Raw genomic sequence first — 16229 nt, forward strand, 5'->3', positions numbered from 1 at the left:
CTCGGGAGCCCGCCCTCCGTCCCGCCTTTCCGCCCCGCCTTCCGGGACGCCGAAGGCCCGGCCCCGCAGTGGGGACCGGGCCTTCGTACTCTCCGGCGACTACGCCTTGCGGAGCCGGAAGGTGAGGGACAGGCCCTCGTCCGTGAACGGCTCGCCGTAGCCGGCGTCGGCCTCGCCCTGGGCGAAGTCGGTCGCCAGGACCTCCTCGGCGATGAGACCGGCGTGCTCCGAGAGAGCCGCGACGACCGCCGGGTCCGTGGAGGTCCAGCGCAGCGCGATGCGGTCGGCGACGTCCAGGCCGCTGTTCTTGCGGGCCTCCTGGATCAGCCGGATCGCGTCACGGGCCAGGCCCGCCTGCCGCAGCTCCTCCGTGATCTCCAGGTCCAGCGCCACCGTGGCACCGGAGTCGGAGGCCACCGACCAGCCCTCGCGCGGGGTCTCCGTGATGATCACCTCGTCGGGGGCCAGGGTGACCGTCTCCCCGTCGACCTCAACCGACGCCGTGCCCGCGCGCAGGGCGAGGGACAGCGCGGCCGCGTCCGCGTTCGCGATCGCCTTGGCCACGTCCTGCACCCGCTTGCCGAACCGCTTGCCCAGGGCACGGAAGTTGGCCTTGGCCGTCGTGTCGACCAGCGAACCGCCGACCTCGGAGAGGGACGCCAGCGAGGAGACGTTCAGCTCCTCCGTGATCTGCGCGTGCAGCTCCCGGTCCAGGGCCGCGAAGCCGGTGGCGGCGATCAGCGCCCGGGACAGCGGCTGGCGGGTCTTGACGCCCGACTCCGCGCGCGTGGCACGGCCCAGCTCCACCAGGCGGCGGACCAGGACCATCTGCTTCGACAGCTCCGGGTCGATCGCCGACAGGTCCGCCTCGGGCCAGGTCGCCAGGTGGACCGACTCGGGGGCGCCCGGGCTCACCGGCACCACCAGGTCCTGCCACACCCGCTCGGTGATGAACGGGGTGATCGGCGCCATCAGCTTGGTGACCGTCTCCAGCACCTCGTGCAGCGTGCGCAGCGCCGCCTTGTCGCCCTGCCAGAAGCGGCGGCGCGAGCGGCGGACGTACCAGTTCGACAGGTCGTCCACGAACGCGGACAGCAGCTTTCCGGCCCGCTGGGTGTCGTACGCCTCCAGGGACTGGGTCACCTGGTCGGTGAGCGCGTGGAGTTCGGACAGCAGCCAGCGGTCCAGCAGCGGACGCTCGGCCGGGGCCGGGTCGGCCGCGGACGGCGCCCAGTCGGAGGTGCGGGCGTACAGGGCCTGGAAGGCGACCGTGTTCCAGTACGTCAGCAGCGTCTTGCGGACGACCTCCTGGATGGTGCCGTGGCCGACGCGGCGGGCCGCCCACGGGGAGCCGCCGGCCGCCATGAACCAGCGCACCGCGTCGGCGCCGTGCTGGTCCATGAGCGGGATCGGCTGCAGGATGTTGCCCAGGTGCTTGGACATCTTGCGGCCGTCCTCGGCGAGGATGTGGCCCAGGCAGACGACGTTCTCGTACGACGACTTGTCGAACACCAGCGTGCCGACGGCCATCAGCGTGTAGAACCAGCCGCGGGTCTGGTCGATGGCCTCGCAGATGAACTGCGCCGGGTAGCGGGCCTCGAACAGTTCCTTGTTCTTGTACGGGTAGCCCCACTGCGCGAACGGCATCGAACCCGAGTCGTACCAGGCGTCGATGACCTCCGGCACGCGCGTGGCCGTCCGGCCGCAGTCCTCGTGGCGGCAGACGAAGGTGACGTCGTCGATGTACGGCCGGTGCGGGTCGAGGTTCGACTGGTCGGTGCCGGTCAGCTCGGACAGCTCCGTGCGCGAGCCGACGCAGGTGAGGTGGCCCTCCTCGCAGCGCCAGATGGGCAGCGGGGTGCCCCAGTAGCGGTTGCGGGACAGCGCCCAGTCGATGTTGTTGTTCAGCCAGTCGCCGTACCGGCCGTGCTTGACCGTGTCCGGGAACCAGTTCGTCTTCTCGTTCTCCTGGAGCAGACGGTCCTTGATCGCGGTGGTGCGGATGTACCAGGACGGCTGCGCGTAGTACAGCAGCGCGGTGTGGCAGCGCCAGCAGTGCGGGTAGCTGTGCTCGTACGGCAGGTGCCGGAAGAGCAGGCCGCGCTGCAGGAGGTCCTCGGTGAGCTTCTCGTCGGCCTTCTTGAAGAAGACGCCGCCGACCAGCGGGACGTCCTCCTCGAAGGTGCCGTCCGGGCGGACCGGATTGACCACGGGCAGGCCGTAGGAGCGGCAGACCTTGAGGTCGTCCTCACCGAACGCGGGGGACTGGTGGACCAGACCCGTGCCGTCCTCGGTGGTCACGTACTCGGCGTTCACCACGTAGTGCGCCGGCTCCGGGCTGTGCCCATCGGTTCCCTCGCCGACGCTCGGGAACTCGACCAGCTCGAAGGGGCGCTGGTACCTCCAGCGCTCCATCTCGGCGCCGGTGAAGGTCTGGCCGGTGGTCTCCCAGCCCTCGCCGAGCGCCTTGGCGACGAGCGGCTCGGCGACGACGATCTTCTCCTGGCCGTCGGTGGCGACGACGTAGGTGACCTCGGGGTGCGCGGCGACCGCGGTGTTGGACACCAGGGTCCAGGGGGTCGTCGTCCACACCAGGAGCGCGGCCTCGCCGGCCAGCGGACCGGAGGTGAGCGGGAAGCGGACGTACACGGACGGGTCCACGACCGTCTCGTAGCCCTGCGCCAGCTCGTGGTCGGACAGGCCGGTGCCGCAGCGTGGGCACCAGGGGGCGACACGGTGGTCCTGGACCAGCAGACCCTTGTCGAAGATCTCCTTCAGCGACCACCAGACGGACTCGATGTACTCGGGGTCCATCGTGCGGTACGGGTCCTGGAGGTCGGCCCAGTAACCCATGCGGGTCGTGAGCTCTTCGAAGGCGTCGGTGTGCCGGGTCACCGACTCGCGGCACCTGGCGTTGAACTCGGCGATGCCGTACGCCTCGATGTCCTGCTTGCCGGAGAAGCCGAGCTCCTTCTCGACGGCCAGCTCCACCGGGAGGCCGTGGCAGTCCCAGCCGGCCTTGCGGGCCACGTGGTAGCCGCGCATGGTGCGGAAGCGCGGGAAGACGTCCTTGAAGACGCGGGCCTCGATGTGGTGGGCGCCGGGCATGCCGTTCGCGGTGGGCGGGCCCTCGTAGAACACCCACTCGGGGCGCCCCTCGGACTGCTCCAGGCTCTTGGCGAAGATCTTCTGCTCACGCCAGAAGTCGAGCACGGCGTGCTCGAGCGCGGGCAGGTCGACCTGGGCGGGCACCTGGCGGTACGTCGGCGCTGTCATCTGCGAGCATCCTCCAACGGACTTGCTGCCTTCCGTCGGAGGGACGAGAGCTCTTTCCTGTCCACGCCGTGTGCGGCGCGCTCCCGCGGTACCACCCTCCTTGGCTCCCCGCCGCGCCGTACACGCCGGTGAGCCCCCTCATTGGGGTCGCGAAGCCGGTTCTACTCGCCGTGGCGGCTGCCACGGCTTTCTTCCGGCGGCTCCGGGGTGATCTTCACGTCGCGCTCGCCCCCGGGCTCACACCGTCCCCGGGTCGCTCTGCGCTGCGTACGCCGCTACTCGTCCCCATCCATGCTTCTCGCTCCGCCCAGTGTACGGCGCCGCGCGGACAGCGGCCGACCGCTTTTCCCGCGCGCGTGAGCGGGCGGGGAGGGGAGCGGGCGGGATGACCCGAATGGCGAGGGGGGAGGCGCCCGCGCCGTGGCGCGCTCCGCTTCGCGGATTACCCGGCGGGGAGCTGGGCACAACGGTTGCAGGTCCGCTGCTCGGGGGATGCCGGCGGGCGAATCGGGCGGTGTGCCCCGTTGCCGCGGGACTCAAGTCGATTTATCGTCCCAGCACGATTCGCGAGCAAGATCACAATATGTGAAGGGGCCGCGGCCATGGTGGCGAAGAAGACCGCCGAACAGCAGCCGGTGTCCGGCCGCTCCACTGGCGCGGCCGCCTCCGGCGGCGGGGCCGAGGGAGCCGGCGGCAGGGAGACCACGCGCGCGGATTCCGTAGCGGCCGGACGGGCGAGGCCGGTGAAGACGGCCCGGGCACCGGCGGCGGGCTCGAAGCGGCACCACGCGGCGGCGCCCGCCGGTACGCCCGCGTCCACGCAGGCGGGAAGGAGTCCTGCGCCGGCCGGCGGCGGCACGAAGCCCGGTGCGGCCACCGAGAAGCGGGCATCGGCCGGGCAGGCTCCGGCCGAGGTGACATCGGCCGGGACGGTGACGGAGAAGGCGCCGGCCCGGAAGACGGCCGCGAGGAACGCGGCGGCCAAGGTCGCGGCCACCGAGGGCGGCGCCACGAAAACGGCGGTCAGGAAGACGGCGGCGAAGACGGGGACTGCCAAGCAAGGCGCCTCCAGGGAGAAGGCCGCCAAGGAGGGGCCCGCCAAGGAGTTGGCCGCCACGGAGGGGGCCGCCACGAAGAAGGCCACGTCCAGGAAGCCGGCCGGCGCTGCCAAAGAAGCGGCCGGTAAGAAGGCGGCCGCGGACAGGACGGACGCGAAGAAGACGAGGGCGAAGAAGACGGGCACCGAGAGCACGAGCGTGGAGCAGCCGGCCAGGTCGGCGGCGGCTACGAGGGCGGCGGCCGAGGATGTGGCCGGGAGGAGGGCGGCCCGGAAGCACACGGCGGTCGAGGAGGCGGCTCCCGAGGGCACGGCTGAGGCGGGCATGGCCGGTGAGGAGGCGGCCGGGAAGCACGCGGCCGGCAGGGAGGCGGCCCGGAAGCGCACGGCGGTCGGAGTAAAGGCTCCGAAGGGAACGGCCGGTGAGGAGGCGGCCGTGCAGAAGGCGGTCGCCGGGAAAGTGGTCGGGAAGGACGCGGGAGGGAAGGAATCTGCCGTCGAGGGCACGGCCGGTAAGGACGCGGCCGCCGGGAAGGCGGGTGCCGGGAAAGCGGCCGCGCACGCGGTGGTCGCCGGAAAGGCGGGCGGGGAAGGGGCCGTCACCGAGCGGACGGCCACCGAGGGCCCCTCCTCGGAGGCGGCAGGCAAGAGCACGGCCAAGAAGGCGGGCGCGGCGCGGACCGCGAAGCAGACGGGAGCCACGACAGTGGTTGCGAAGAAGACTCCTGGCACGGCCACGGCGAAGCAGAGCGCCGTTCCCAAGGCGCGGCTCGCCGCGGCGGACCCCGGCGATCTCGCGGTACGCCCGGGCGAGGACCCCTGGACCCCCAAGGAGGTCGCCGAGGCCCGTGCCGAGCTGTCGACCGAGGTGGACCGGCTGCGCACCGAGATCAGCTCGTCCGAGAACGCCCTCGTCGGCCTGATGCGCGACTCCGGCGACGGTGCCGGCGACGACCAGGCCGACACCGGCACCAAGAACATCACGCGCGAGCACGAGATGGCGCTTGCCGCCAACGCGCGCGAGATGCTGACCCAGAACGAGCACGCCCTCGAACGGCTGGACGCGGGCACCTACGGACTGTGCGAGAACTGCGGCAATCCCATCGGCAAGGCGCGTATGCAGGCGTTCCCGAGGGCCACCCTGTGCGTGGAGTGCAAGCAGAAACAGGAACGCCGCTCCTGAGCGCCGGGGCCGGCGGGGGCGTGCCGTACTCTCGTCCTCAGTCAGGCACCTAGGTTGAGGGACTCACGTGGCAGAGGCGGAGCGCATCATCGGTACGCCGGACACCCCGGACGACAGCGGCGAGCGGACGGCCGCGGCCGAAGCACCCGCCGGGTCCGACGCGTCCGGTACGCCCGGGACCGGCGAGCAGATGGCGCCGGCGCGGCAGCGGAGCGGACGCGGGCGCCGGATCGCCGTGCTGTTCGCGGTGGCCGTGTTCGCCTACGCCCTCGACCTGATCAGCAAGATGCTGGTGGTGGCGAAGCTGGAGCACCACGCGCCCATCCAGGTGATCGGGGACTGGCTGGAGCTGCACGCCATCCGCAACCCGGGCGCGGCCTTCGGCTTCGGAGCCGCCTTCACGATCATCTTCACGCTGATCGCGGCCGCGGTGATCGTGGTGATCGTCCGCCTCGCCCGCAAGCTCTACAGCCTGCCCTGGGCGATCGCGCTCGGCCTGCTGCTCGGCGGTGCGCTCGGCAACCTCACCGACCGCGTCTTCCGGGCGCCAGGCGTCTTCCAGGGCGAGGTGGTGGACTTCATCGCGCCGAAGGGCTTCGCGGTGTTCAACCTGGCCGACTCGGCGATCGTGTGCGGCGGCATCCTGATCGTGCTGCTGTCGTTCCGCGGTCTGGACCCGGACGGCACCGTCCACAAGGGCTGAGACCGGCCCCTGCGCGGGGCCGCTGTCCACAGGTTTGTTCGGGACCGCCGGAGCCGTCCGGCATACTCGACGGGTGAGCACGATTCCCGAGATCCGTACCCTGCCCGTGCCCGACGGCCTGGAGGGCGAGCGCGTCGACGCCGCCATCTCCCGCATGTTCGGCTTCTCCCGTACGAAGGCGGCGGAACTGGCCGCGGCAGGCAAGGTGCAGGTCGACGGCTCGGTGGTCGGCAAGTCCGAGCGGGTGCGCGGCGGCGCCTGGCTCGAGGTCGAGATGCCGCAGGCGCCCGCGCCCGTGCAGGTGGTCGCCGAGCCCGTCGAGGGCATGGAGATCGTGCACGACGACGACGACGTGGTCGTGATCGTCAAGCCGGTCGGCGTGGCGGCGCACCCCTCGCCGGGCTGGAGCGGCCCGACCGTCATCGGCGGTCTCGCCGCCGCCGGCTACCGGATCTCCACCTCCGGTGCCGCCGAGCGCCAGGGCATCGTGCACCGCCTGGACGTCGGTACGTCCGGCCTGATGGTGGTCGCGAAGTCCGAGTACGCGTACACGTCGCTCAAGCGCCAGTTCAAGGAGCGCACGGTCGACAAGCGCTACCACGCCCTCGTCCAGGGCCACCCGGACCCGACCAGCGGCACGATCGACGCCCCGATCGGCCGCCACCCCAACCACGACTACAAGTGGGCGGTGACGGCCGAGGGCAAGCCCTCCGTGACCCACTACGACCTCATCGAGGCCTTCCGCGCCGCCTCCCTGCTCGACGTGAAGCTGGAGACCGGCCGCACCCACCAGATCCGCGTCCACATGTCCGCCCACCGCCATCCCTGCGTCGGCGACCTGACCTACGGCGCCGACCCGACCCTCGCCAAGCGGCTGGGCCTGACCCGCCAGTGGCTGCACGCCGTGCGGCTCGGCTTCGAGCACCCCGGTGACGGGCAGTGGGTGGAGTTCGGCTGCGACTACCCCGAGGACCTGCAGCAGGCCCTCGACCAGGTCCGCGAGGAGACGTACGCGTGAGCACGCCGTACACCGTCCGCGTCGCCGAGGACCCCGCCGACCGGGAGGCCTGCTTCGCGGTGCGCAAGGAGGTGTTCGTCGTCGAGCAGGGCGTCGCCCAGGACATCGAGTACGACGCCTACGACGCCGTCGCCGTCCATGTCCTCGCCGTCCGCGAGGACGGCGAGCCGCTCGGCACCGGACGCCTGCTGTACGGCGAGGCCACCGCGGCGAAGACCGGCGGGGACGCCACGGTGGGCTCCCTCGGCCGGCTCGCCGTCGCCCGTTCGGCACGCGGTCTCGGCGTCGGCGCGGCCCTGGTGCGTGCCGTCGAGGACGCGGCACGCGCGCGTGGCCTGGCGGCGGTGGACCTGCACGCCCAGACCCACGCCCTGGGTTTCTACGAGCGTCTCGGGTACGAAACGTACGGCCCGGAGTTCCCGGACGCGGGGATCCCGCACCGGGCCATGCGGCGCGTCCTGTAGACCCGCCGGAACGGCCGGCGCGCGGGCGCCGTGGCAGGCTGGAGGCCTGCCGTGTGATCGTCGACTCCCGGAGCGCTGGCCGTGGATCAGTTGGCCCTGTTGTTCGTGCTGCTGCTCGGGGCCCTGCTGAGCGTTCCCGTCGGAGACCGGTTCGGGGTGCCGGCGCCGGTGCTGATGACCCTGCTCGGCGGGATCCTGGCGGTGGCCGACTTCGTGCCCAACGTGGAGTTCCCGCCCGAACTGATCCTGCCCGCGCTGCTGCCGCCGCTGCTCTACGCCGCCGTACGCCGCACCTCCTGGCGGCAGTTCACGGCGAACAAGCGGCCGATCTTCCTGCTGGCCGTCGCCCTGGTCTTCGTGACGACGGTCTGTGTGGCCGCCGTCGCCCACACCATCGTGCCCGGGCTGCCCGTCGCCGCGGCCGTGGTGCTGGGCGCGCTGATCGCCCCGCCGGACCCGGTCGCCGCCACCGCCGTCGCCGGGCAGCTCGGACTGCCGCGCCGGCTGGTGTCGATCCTGGAGGGCGAGGGGCTCTTCAACGACGTGACGGCCATCGTGCTGTACCACGTGGCCGTCGCGGCCGCCGTGAGCGGGGAGTTCTCCCCGTGGGACGCCGGGCTCGACCTGGTCCTGTCCGCCGTGGTCGCGGTCGCCGTCGGGCTGGCGCTCGGCTGGGGCGCGAACAGGCTGATGGATCTGCTCGGCGACGCCACGCTGCAGATCGGGCTGACCCTGCTGGTGCCCTACGCCTCCTACGTGCTCGCCGAGGAACTGCACGGCTCCGGGGTGCTCGCCGTGCTCACCACCGCCCTCTTCCTCTCCGAGTACGCCACCGACGCCGACGACGTGATGACCCGGCTGGCCGGGCACACCTTCTGGGACATCATCGACACGCTCGTCACCGGTGTCGCCTTCGGGCTGATCGGGCTCGAGCTGCACAACGCCATCCGGACGGCGTCCGGGCGGTGGGGCGAGCTGCTCGGCTGGGCGGCGGCGATCGCGGGCGTGGTGGTGGTCGTACGGCTGCTGTGGCTGATGCCCGCCACCTGGCTGACCAAGCGGCTGCACGCCCGGCGGGACATCGATGAGGAGATCCCCATGAGCTGGCGGGAGACCGTCGTGATGTGGTGGTCCGGGATGCGCGGGGTGGCCTCGGTGGCGCTGGTGCTGGCCATCCCGCTGAAGACCGACGCCGGGTCGCCGTTCCCCGACCGGGACGAGCTCGTGTTCATCGCCTTCGGGGTGATCATCGTCACGCTGGTGCTGCAGGGCCTCACGCTGCCCTGGCTGGTGAAGCGGCTGCGGGTGCGGGCCGACGCAGAGCGGGAGAAGGAGTTCGAGAAGGAGCTGGCGGTGCGGGCCGCCAAGGCCGCGAAGCGCAGGCTGCGGGAGATCGAGCAGGTGGAGGAGCTGCCCGAGGAGCTGTCGGAGCAGATGCTGCGGCGGGCCTTCGACATCGGGATCCGGATCAGCCCGGACATGGGGGAGGAGGAACGCCGGGAGGCACAGCACCAGCGGGCGCGGCGGCTGAAGCGGGTGCGGCGGATCCAGGGCGAGATGCTGAGCGCCGCGCGGCACGAGGTGCTGGCGGCGCGCAGCGAGCCGGGCGCGGATCCGGAGATCGTGGACCGGGTGCTGCGCCATCTCGACGTGCGCAGCCTGCGCTGACCCCGGTCGGGCCGACGGGCATCGCGCCAACGAGGCGCGGCGGCAGCGGCTCAGCGCCGACACCGTGACCGGCCGGGCCGGCACACCCGGGATGCGGCCGCCACCCCGCACGGGCCTGCATCGCCGGGCGGGGTGGCGGCCACATCACCTCACGGATCATCCAGGTCGACGGCGGCGCCGAGCGCGGCCACCGACCGGGCGCCGGGTCAGCCCCGGCCGGTGCGCGGGAATTCGTAGGCCTTGCGGAGCGTCGCGCGGTCGGGCGACGGAATGCGGTTCGGGGCGAGGACCGCGTCCGAGGTGTTGACCCGGGGAAGCGCGTAGGGGTGCTCCGCGGACAGCCAGGTGATCATCTCCTCGCGCACGGCGACCCGTGCCGTCCAGATGTCGTCCGCGTCCTTGGCGGTCACCAGGGCACGCACCTGGATGGTGTTCGCCGTGGTGTCCGTCACCTGCAGGCTGTAGGCACGGCCGTCCCAGGCCGGGCACTGGCGCAGGATGTCACGGAGCTTCTCGCGCATCGCCTCGATGGGCGCGCTGTGGTCGAGGTGCCAGTAGACGATGCCCGTCATCTGCGGGGTGCCCCGCGACCAGTTCTCGAACGGGTTGGAGGTGAAGTACGACACCGGCATCGTGATCCGCCGCTCGTCCCAGGTCCGTACCGTCAGGAAGGTGAGGGTGATCTCCTCGACCGTGCCCCACTCCTCGTCCACGACGACCGTGTCGCCGATGCGCACCATGTCGCCGAAGGCGATCTGCAGTCCCGCGAACAGGTTGGACAGGGTCGACTGGGCGGCTACACCGGCGACGATGCCGAGAATGCCGGCGGAGGCCAGCAGCGAGGCACCGGCCGCGCGCATCGCCGGGAACGTCAGCAGCATCGAGGCGGCGGCCACGACGATGACGATCGCCGAGACCACCCGCATGATCAGCTCCACCTGGGTGCGCACCCGGCGCACCCGGGCCGCGTCCCGGTGGGCGCGTGCGTAGCGGCTGTACGAGGTCTCGACGATCGCCGCCGCGATCCGGATCACCAGCCAGGCGGCGGACCCGATGAGGACCAGCGTCAGCGTCCGGCCGATGCCGGCCTGATGCTGCTCCAGCAGTTCGGCCTGGTCGTAGGAGCCTCTGAGCATGGCGGCGCAGAGGACGAGCTGGTAGGGGATGCGGCCGCGCCGCAGCAGCTCCCACAGCGGGGTGTCGGAATCACGGGCGTCGGCCTTGCGCAGCAGCAGGTCCGTGGCCCAGCCGATGGCCAGGGTGAGCACGACGGAGCTGCCGAATACGATCAGAGGGCGGAGTACGTTCTCCATGCCTGCGCTCCTAACCGGTGGTCGGCAGGCATGAACATGTGAGTTTGGCGCGCATCTGGGTACGGCGGTTCCGGCCACGTCCTGCCCGGCTGGCACCATGGCCTCATGAACATCATGCTCTTCCACTCGACCTACGGGCTCAGGCCGGCGGTGCGCGAGGCCGCTGACCGGCTGCGCGCGGCGGGCCACGAGGTGTGGACGCCGGACCTCTTCGAGGGGCGCACGTTCGGGACGGTCGAGGAGGGCATGGAGTTCAAGGAGCGGATCGGCAAGGAGGAGCTGCTGAAGCGGGCCGTGCTGGCGGCGGCCCCGTACTCCGAGCGCGGACTCGTGTACGCCGGGTTCTCGCTCGGCGCGTCCGTCGCGCAGACGCTGGCCCTCGGCGACGAGAGGGCCCGTGGCCTGCTGCTCCTGCACGGCACGTCGGACCTCGCCCCGAACGCGCGGGTGGACGAGCTGCCGGTGCAGCTGCACGTGGCCGAGCCGGACCCGTTCGAGACGGACGACTGGCTGAGCGCCTGGTACCTGCAGATGGGCCGGGCGGGCGCGGACGTGGAGGTCTACCGGTACGCCGGAGCCGGTCACGTCTACACCGACCCCGGCCTGCCGGACTACGACGAGGAGGCCGCCGAGGCCACCTGGCGGGTGGCGCTCGGCTTCCTCGACAGTCTGTAGCCCAGCCCGGAGGGACGGCTACACCGGGTCGTAGGTGCGCTCGACCTTCTGCGTGCCGCTGCGGGTGCGGTAAGAACGCACCCAGGCGGAGGTCGCGTTGGCGTCGGTGCGGTCGGACAGGACGTAGTAGTCCATCTGCGCGCGGTCGGCGGTGATGTCCAGCACGCCGTAGCCGTGCCGGTCGGTGTCCACCCAGTGGACATGCCGGTTGGCTGCCCTGATGACCGGCGAGGCGACGGCCGAGACGGTGCCCTCGGGCACCTTCACGATGTCGTCCAGATTGTCGGAGGTGACCGACGTGACCACGAACTCGGTGGCCGCCGACGCCGACAGCGGATAGGTACCCGCGTCCACCGGCACGTCGTTGGCCCACGCCATGTGGATGTCACCGGTCAGGAAGACGGTGTTGCCGATCGCGTTCGAGCGCAGATGGGCCAGGAGTTCGCGCCGGTCGTCGGTGTAGCCGTCCCACTGGTCGGTGTTGACGGCGATGCCCTCCTGCGGCAGGCCCAGCAGCTTCGCGAGCGGCTTGAGCAGGTCCGCGGAGAGGGAGCCGACGGCGAACGGCGAGATCATCACGGAGTTGCCGACCAGCCGCCACTTGGTGTCGGAGGTCTTCAGGCCCGCCTTGAGCCAGTCGAGCTGCGCGCGGCCGGTGAGCGTACGGTCCGGGTCGTCCACCGAGCCGCTGGCCGTGGAGGCCTGCTGGGAGCGGTAGGAGCGCAGGTCCAGCAGGGACAGGTCGGCGAGCTTGCCGAAGCGCAGCCGCCGGTAGGTGGTGCCGGCGATGGCCGGGCGGACCGGCATCCACTCGAAGTAGGCCTGCTTGGCGGCGGCCTGACGGGCCGACCAGGTGCCCTCGGCGCCCTCGGTGTGGTTCACCGCGCCGCCGGACCAGGCGTTGTCGGCGAACTCGTGGTCGTCCCAGATCGCGATGACCGGCGCCTTCACGTGCAGGGCCTGCAGGTCGGGGTCGGTCTTGTACTTGGCGTGCCGGATCCGGTAGTCCGCGAGGGTGAGGATCTCGTTCGCCGGCGCGTGCGGCCGTACGACCGTGCCCCGGGCCGCGTACTCACCGGACTTGTACTCGTAGATGTAGTCGCCGAGGTGCAGCCAGGCGTCCAGGTCGCCGCGGGCCGCGAGGTGGCGGTAGGCGGCGAAGTAGCCCGCCTCCCAGTTGGCGCAGGAGACCACGCCGAAGCGCAGGGAGGACACGGCGGCGTCCGCCGCCGGCGCGGTGCGGGTGCGCGCCACCGGGGAGTCGGTGCCGCCGGCGGAGAAGCGGAACCAGTAGTCGGTGGCCGGGGCCAGGCCGCGGATGTCGGCCTTGACGGTGTGGTCGGTGGCTGCCCTGGCGGTGGTCGAGCCCTTGGCGACGATGTTCGTCAGCGCCTTGTCCGTGGCGACGACCCAGCCGACCTCGGTGTCCGGGCCGAGTCCGGAACCGGGTATCGCCTCGGGCACCGGCGTCACGCGGGTCCACAGCAGGATGCCGTCGGGCAGCGGGTCGCCGGAGGCGACGCCGTGCAGGAAGGCCGGGGCCTGGTCGGCCGCGCGTGCCGGAAGGGTGGCGGCGAGCGGGCCGGCCAGGACAGCCGTCGCCGCCGCGGCCTTGACGACCGTACGGCGGCGGGGCGAGAGGGAGTTGAGGCCTTGGTGTGCCTCGGATGATCTGTATCGACTGGTCACGACCGATCAGGTTACTGATCGGTATGCGCGAGAGCGGGCGAACTCCGAAAGTTCGCCCGCTCTTTACGCGGTGCTCCGGTTCTGCCGGAACGTCAGCCCTTGAGGGCCGCGTCCAGTACCCGGTTGTAGTCGGCCACCGTCATGGGCGGGGTGCCCTGGCTGTCGGCGGTGAGCTTCTTGCCGTCCATGACGAAGCTCGGCGTGCCGGACACGCCGTCCTTGTTGGCGTCGAAGGTCTTGGACATCGCCATCGCCCAGGCGTCGTACGTGCCCTTCTTGACCGCGTTCTGGAACTTGGCGTTGTTCTTGAGCGCGGGAACGGTGTCGGCGACCTTGATGAGGTAGTCGTCGCTCTTGAACTTGTCCGTCTGCTCGTCCGGGTGGAACTTCGCCGAGTAGAGCGCGCCCTTGTACTCGATGAACGCCTCCGGGCTGACGTTGAGCGCGGCGCCGAGCGCGCTCAGCGCGTTCTTGGAGCCCACGCCGTTGTCGTGGCCGTCGAGGAACGTGGCACCGACGAACTGGACCTTGTACTTGCCGCCGTCGATGTCCTTCTTCACCGTCGAGCCGACCGTCTGCTCGAACTGGGCGCACACCGGGCAGCGCGGGTCCTCGTAGACCTTCAGGGTCTTCTTGGCGGTGTCCTTGCCGATGACGACCGTGGTGCCCTTGGTGCCCGTGGTGTTGGCCGGGGTGACGACACTGGAGGCGTCCTTCAGCCCGTCCCAGTAGCCGGGCTTGCCGGCCTGGACGACGGCGTAGCCGATGCCGCCCGCCGCGGCCAGTACGGCCACGACCGAGCCGGCCACGATGATCTGCCGCTTGGCCTTGTCGCGCTTGGCCTGCCGCTCGCGCTCCTCGCGCAGCCGCTCCCGGGCCGCCGTCTTCGCCGTCTGGCTGTTCCGCTTGCTCATAGTGATGATCTCCATATGGGACGCGCACACGTCGTACGCGGGATACGTGTGGGGGACTGGTCGTGCTCAGCGGTCGCCGCTCAGACGAGGGCGAGGGCGCGGGAGCGCGGCGGTCCACGCCGTCCCAGGGAGTGCACGAGGAGCCGGTCGCCGGCGACGGCCGGCCAGGGGGCCGGGCGCGGCAGCCGGCGGACCGGCAGGAGCCGCACGGTGCCCGCTGCCGCCGCCAGCAGCAGCGGACGGAAGGTGGTGGCCGTGACCGCGCCCAGCAGCTGGGCCAGGGCCCGCTCGCCCCGGCGCAGCCAGGCGGCGGCCAGCAGTCCCACACCGAGGTGCGCGGCGAGCAGCAGCCAGGCGGCGGCCGGGCCGGCGTCCGTGAGCGGGACCCCGGCACCACGGCCGGGCGCGCCGGTCACCTGGGCCAGCGGCGTGCCCACGCTGCCGCCCTGGCACAGCACGTCGAAGCCGAACGCGTGCAGGGGACCCGCGACCGGGCCGCCCGCCCTGCCGTAACAGGACTGCTGGCCGGTGGTGAACACCGTGTCGGCGGCCAGCTCCAGCGGGATCAGCAGGGCCGCGATCCGGCCGAAGCCGCGCTCGCGGCCCGCCAGCGCGTACGCGGTGACGAACACTCCGGTGGCGACCGCGGTCACGGTCGCCACCGGCAGCGGGGCCCTGGACAGCAGAACGTGCGACGCGGTGCTGAGCGTCACGACCACTGCCGTGAACAGCGCCGCGCGTACGGCTCTGAGCTGGGTCCCGGAGATGTCCATGGTGAACACAGAGTCTGTCACGCGCGCCGGTAAGGGGCTCCTAAAAGATGCCTGTGAGTCCCGAAGGTCACAGCCCCGGGATCCGGCCGTTGCGGAACAGGTCGAGGAAGATCTGGTGGTCGGCACGCGCGCGTGCGCCGTAGCCGTGCGCGAAGTCCACCAGGAGCGGCGCGAAGCCCTCCTCGTCGGCCGCGAGGGCCGCGTCGATGGCCCGCTCGGTGGAGAACGGCACCAGCGACTCGCCGGAGGTGTCGTCCGCCGCCGCGTGCATCGTGGCCGTGGCCCGGCCCAGGTCGGCGGCGACGGCGGCGATCTCCTCCGGGTCGTCGATGTCGCCCCAGTCCAGGTCGACCGCGTACGGCGAGACCTCGGCGACCAGCTGCCCCGCGCCGTCCAGCTCGGTCCAGCCCAGCCACGGGTCGGCGTGCGCCTGAAGGGCGCGCTGGGAGATCACCGTGCGGTGCCCCTCGTGCTGGAAGTACTCCGCGATCGCCGGGTCCGTGATGTGCCGGGAGACCGCCGGGGTCTGGGCCTGCTTGATGTAGATCACGACATCGTTCTCGAGGGCGTCGCTGTGCCCCTCCAGCAGGATGTTGTACGACGGCAGGCCCGCCGAACCGATGCCGATGCCCCGGCGGCCCACGACGTCCTTCACCCGGTAGGAGTCCGGGCGGGCCAGCGAGGTCTCCGGAAGCGTCTCCAGGTAGCCGTCGAAGGCGGCCAGCACCTTGTAGCGGGTGGCGGCGTCCAGCTCGATGGAGCCGCCACCCGGCGCGAACCGGCGCTCGAAGTCACGGATCTCCGTCATCGACTCCAGCAGCCCGAAGCGGGTGAGCGAGCGGGCGTCACGCAGCGCGTCCAGCAGCGGACCCTGCGCGGTGTCCAGTGTGAACGGCGGCACCTCGTCGCTCTTGGCGCCCGTGGCCAGGGCGTGGATGCGCTCCCGGTAGGCCTCGGCGTAGATCGTCACCAGCTCGGTGATCTGCTCGTCGCTGAGCGCCTTCGCGTAGCCGACCAGCGCGATGGACGCGGAGAAGCGCTTCAGGTCCCAGGTGAACGGGCCGACGTAGGCCTCGTCGAAGTCGTTGACGTTGAAGACCAGGCGCCCGTTGGAGTCCATGTAGGTGCCGAAGTTCTCCGCGTGCAGATCGCCGTGGATCCACACGCGCGAGGTGCGGTCGTCCAGGTATGGGCCGCCGCGCTTCTCGGCGTCGAGGTCGTGGTAGAAGAGGCACGCCGTGCCCCGGTAGAACGCGAAGGCCGAGGCCGCCATCTTCCGGAACTTCACCCGGAACGCGGCCGGGTCGGCGGCCAGGAGCCGGCCGAAGGCGGTGTCGAAGACGGCGAGGATCTCCTCGCCGCGCTGCTCGTCGTTGAGCTCGGGGACCGACATCGCGGAGTGCCTCCAGGTGCGGGACGGTGGTGCGTGAACGTGCGTGCGGGGGAACGACGGCGTCCCCGCCGTCTTCAACGGGCGACGCCACGCGGGAGTGCCC

12 protein-coding genes are annotated in these 16229 nt (G+C 71.6%); 6 read left to right on the forward strand and 6 right to left on the reverse strand.

The features are described from left to right. Positions 1–99: 99 nt before the first annotated feature. Entirely contained in the window at positions 100–3276 is a 3177-nt protein-coding gene (ileS, locus tag ACFVVO_RS21180) for an isoleucine--tRNA ligase (protein ID WP_390056960.1), read from the reverse strand. 602 nt (positions 3277–3878) lie between these two features. Here ileS and ACFVVO_RS21185 point away from each other — a divergent pair. The 5 genes from ACFVVO_RS21185 to ACFVVO_RS21205 all read left to right on the forward strand — a co-directional run bounded on the left by ACFVVO_RS21185 (position 3879) and on the right by ACFVVO_RS21205 (position 9369). Beyond that, positions 3879–5516, forward strand: a complete 1638-nt coding sequence (locus ACFVVO_RS21185; RefSeq protein ID WP_390056962.1) for a TraR/DksA C4-type zinc finger protein — start codon at positions 3879–3881, stop codon at positions 5514–5516. A gap of 67 nt (positions 5517–5583) precedes the next feature. Next, the gene (lspA, locus tag ACFVVO_RS21190) at positions 5584–6219 is read left to right on the forward strand and encodes a signal peptidase II (protein ID WP_390056963.1); all 636 of its coding nucleotides are present in this window, start codon (positions 5584–5586) and stop codon (positions 6217–6219) included. Positions 6220–6292: 73 nt separating this feature from the next. Continuing rightward, entirely contained in the window at positions 6293–7237 is a 945-nt protein-coding gene (locus ACFVVO_RS21195) for an RluA family pseudouridine synthase (RefSeq protein WP_390056965.1), read from the forward strand. Next, positions 7234–7701 (forward strand): GNAT family N-acetyltransferase, encoded by a 468-nt coding sequence (locus ACFVVO_RS21200; RefSeq protein ID WP_390056967.1) that lies wholly within the window; start codon positions 7234–7236, stop codon positions 7699–7701. The genes ACFVVO_RS21195 and ACFVVO_RS21200 overlap by 4 nt, the downstream gene beginning before the upstream one ends. 81 nt (positions 7702–7782) lie before the next feature. After that, positions 7783–9369 carry a Na+/H+ antiporter gene (locus ACFVVO_RS21205; protein ID WP_390056968.1) on the forward strand — a complete coding sequence of 529 codons (1587 nt, stop codon included), beginning with the start codon at positions 7783–7785 and terminating at the stop codon, positions 9367–9369. 206 nt (positions 9370–9575) lie between these two features. On the opposite strand, the gene ACFVVO_RS21210 is transcribed toward ACFVVO_RS21205, so the two are convergent. Beyond that, a complete protein-coding gene (locus tag ACFVVO_RS21210) occupies positions 9576–10682 on the reverse strand; it encodes a mechanosensitive ion channel family protein (RefSeq protein ID WP_390056970.1) in 1107 nt (368 codons plus the stop codon). Between the two features lie 105 nt (positions 10683–10787). Between ACFVVO_RS21210 and ACFVVO_RS21215 the strand changes: the two genes are divergently transcribed. After that, complete coding sequence (locus tag ACFVVO_RS21215) at positions 10788–11357, forward strand: dienelactone hydrolase family protein (RefSeq protein WP_390056972.1); 570 nt, start codon at positions 10788–10790, stop codon at positions 11355–11357. An 18-nt stretch (positions 11358–11375) separates the two neighbouring features. On the opposite strand, the gene ACFVVO_RS21220 is transcribed toward ACFVVO_RS21215, so the two are convergent. The 4 genes from ACFVVO_RS21220 to ACFVVO_RS21235 all read right to left on the reverse strand — a co-directional run bounded on the left by ACFVVO_RS21220 (position 11376) and on the right by ACFVVO_RS21235 (position 16126). Next, positions 11376–13046 carry an alkaline phosphatase D family protein gene (locus ACFVVO_RS21220; RefSeq protein WP_390056974.1) on the reverse strand — a complete coding sequence of 557 codons (1671 nt, stop codon included), beginning with the start codon at positions 13044–13046 and terminating at the stop codon, positions 11376–11378. 92 nt (positions 13047–13138) lie between these two features. Further along, the gene (locus tag ACFVVO_RS21225; RefSeq protein ID WP_390056976.1) at positions 13139–13960 is read right to left on the reverse strand and encodes a thioredoxin domain-containing protein; all 822 of its coding nucleotides are present in this window, start codon (positions 13958–13960) and stop codon (positions 13139–13141) included. Positions 13961–14040: 80 nt separating this feature from the next. After that, entirely contained in the window at positions 14041–14733 is a 693-nt protein-coding gene (locus tag ACFVVO_RS21230; protein WP_390057403.1) for a hypothetical protein, read from the reverse strand. A gap of 67 nt (positions 14734–14800) precedes the next feature. Then, a complete protein-coding gene (locus ACFVVO_RS21235) occupies positions 14801–16126 on the reverse strand; it encodes a DUF2252 domain-containing protein (protein ID WP_390056977.1) in 1326 nt (441 codons plus the stop codon). Between the last annotated feature and the right edge of the window lie 103 nt (positions 16127–16229).

Origin of the sequence: Streptomyces sp. NPDC058145, from assembly GCF_042884245.1 — a bacterium.
GTDB lineage: Bacteria > Actinomycetota > Actinomycetes > Streptomycetales > Streptomycetaceae > Streptomyces.

Coding starts and splice junctions, on each gene's coding strand:
- ACFVVO_RS21215 (WP_390056972.1), top strand. CDS start 10,788: ATGAACATCATGCTCTTCCACTCGACCTACGGGCTCAGGCCGGCGGTG.
- ACFVVO_RS21185 (WP_390056962.1), top strand. CDS start 3,879: ATGGTGGCGAAGAAGACCGCCGAACAGCAGCCGGTGTCCGGCCGCTCC.
- ACFVVO_RS21230 (WP_390057403.1), bottom strand. CDS start 14,733: ATGGACATCTCCGGGACCCAGCTCAGAGCCGTACGCGCGGCGCTGTTC.
- ACFVVO_RS21210 (WP_390056970.1), bottom strand. CDS start 10,682: ATGGAGAACGTACTCCGCCCTCTGATCGTATTCGGCAGCTCCGTCGTG.
- ACFVVO_RS21235 (WP_390056977.1), bottom strand. CDS start 16,126: ATGTCGGTCCCCGAGCTCAACGACGAGCAGCGCGGCGAGGAGATCCTC.
- ACFVVO_RS21225 (WP_390056976.1), bottom strand. CDS start 13,960: ATGAGCAAGCGGAACAGCCAGACGGCGAAGACGGCGGCCCGGGAGCGG.
- ileS (WP_390056960.1), bottom strand. CDS start 3,276: ATGACAGCGCCGACGTACCGCCAGGTGCCCGCCCAGGTCGACCTGCCC.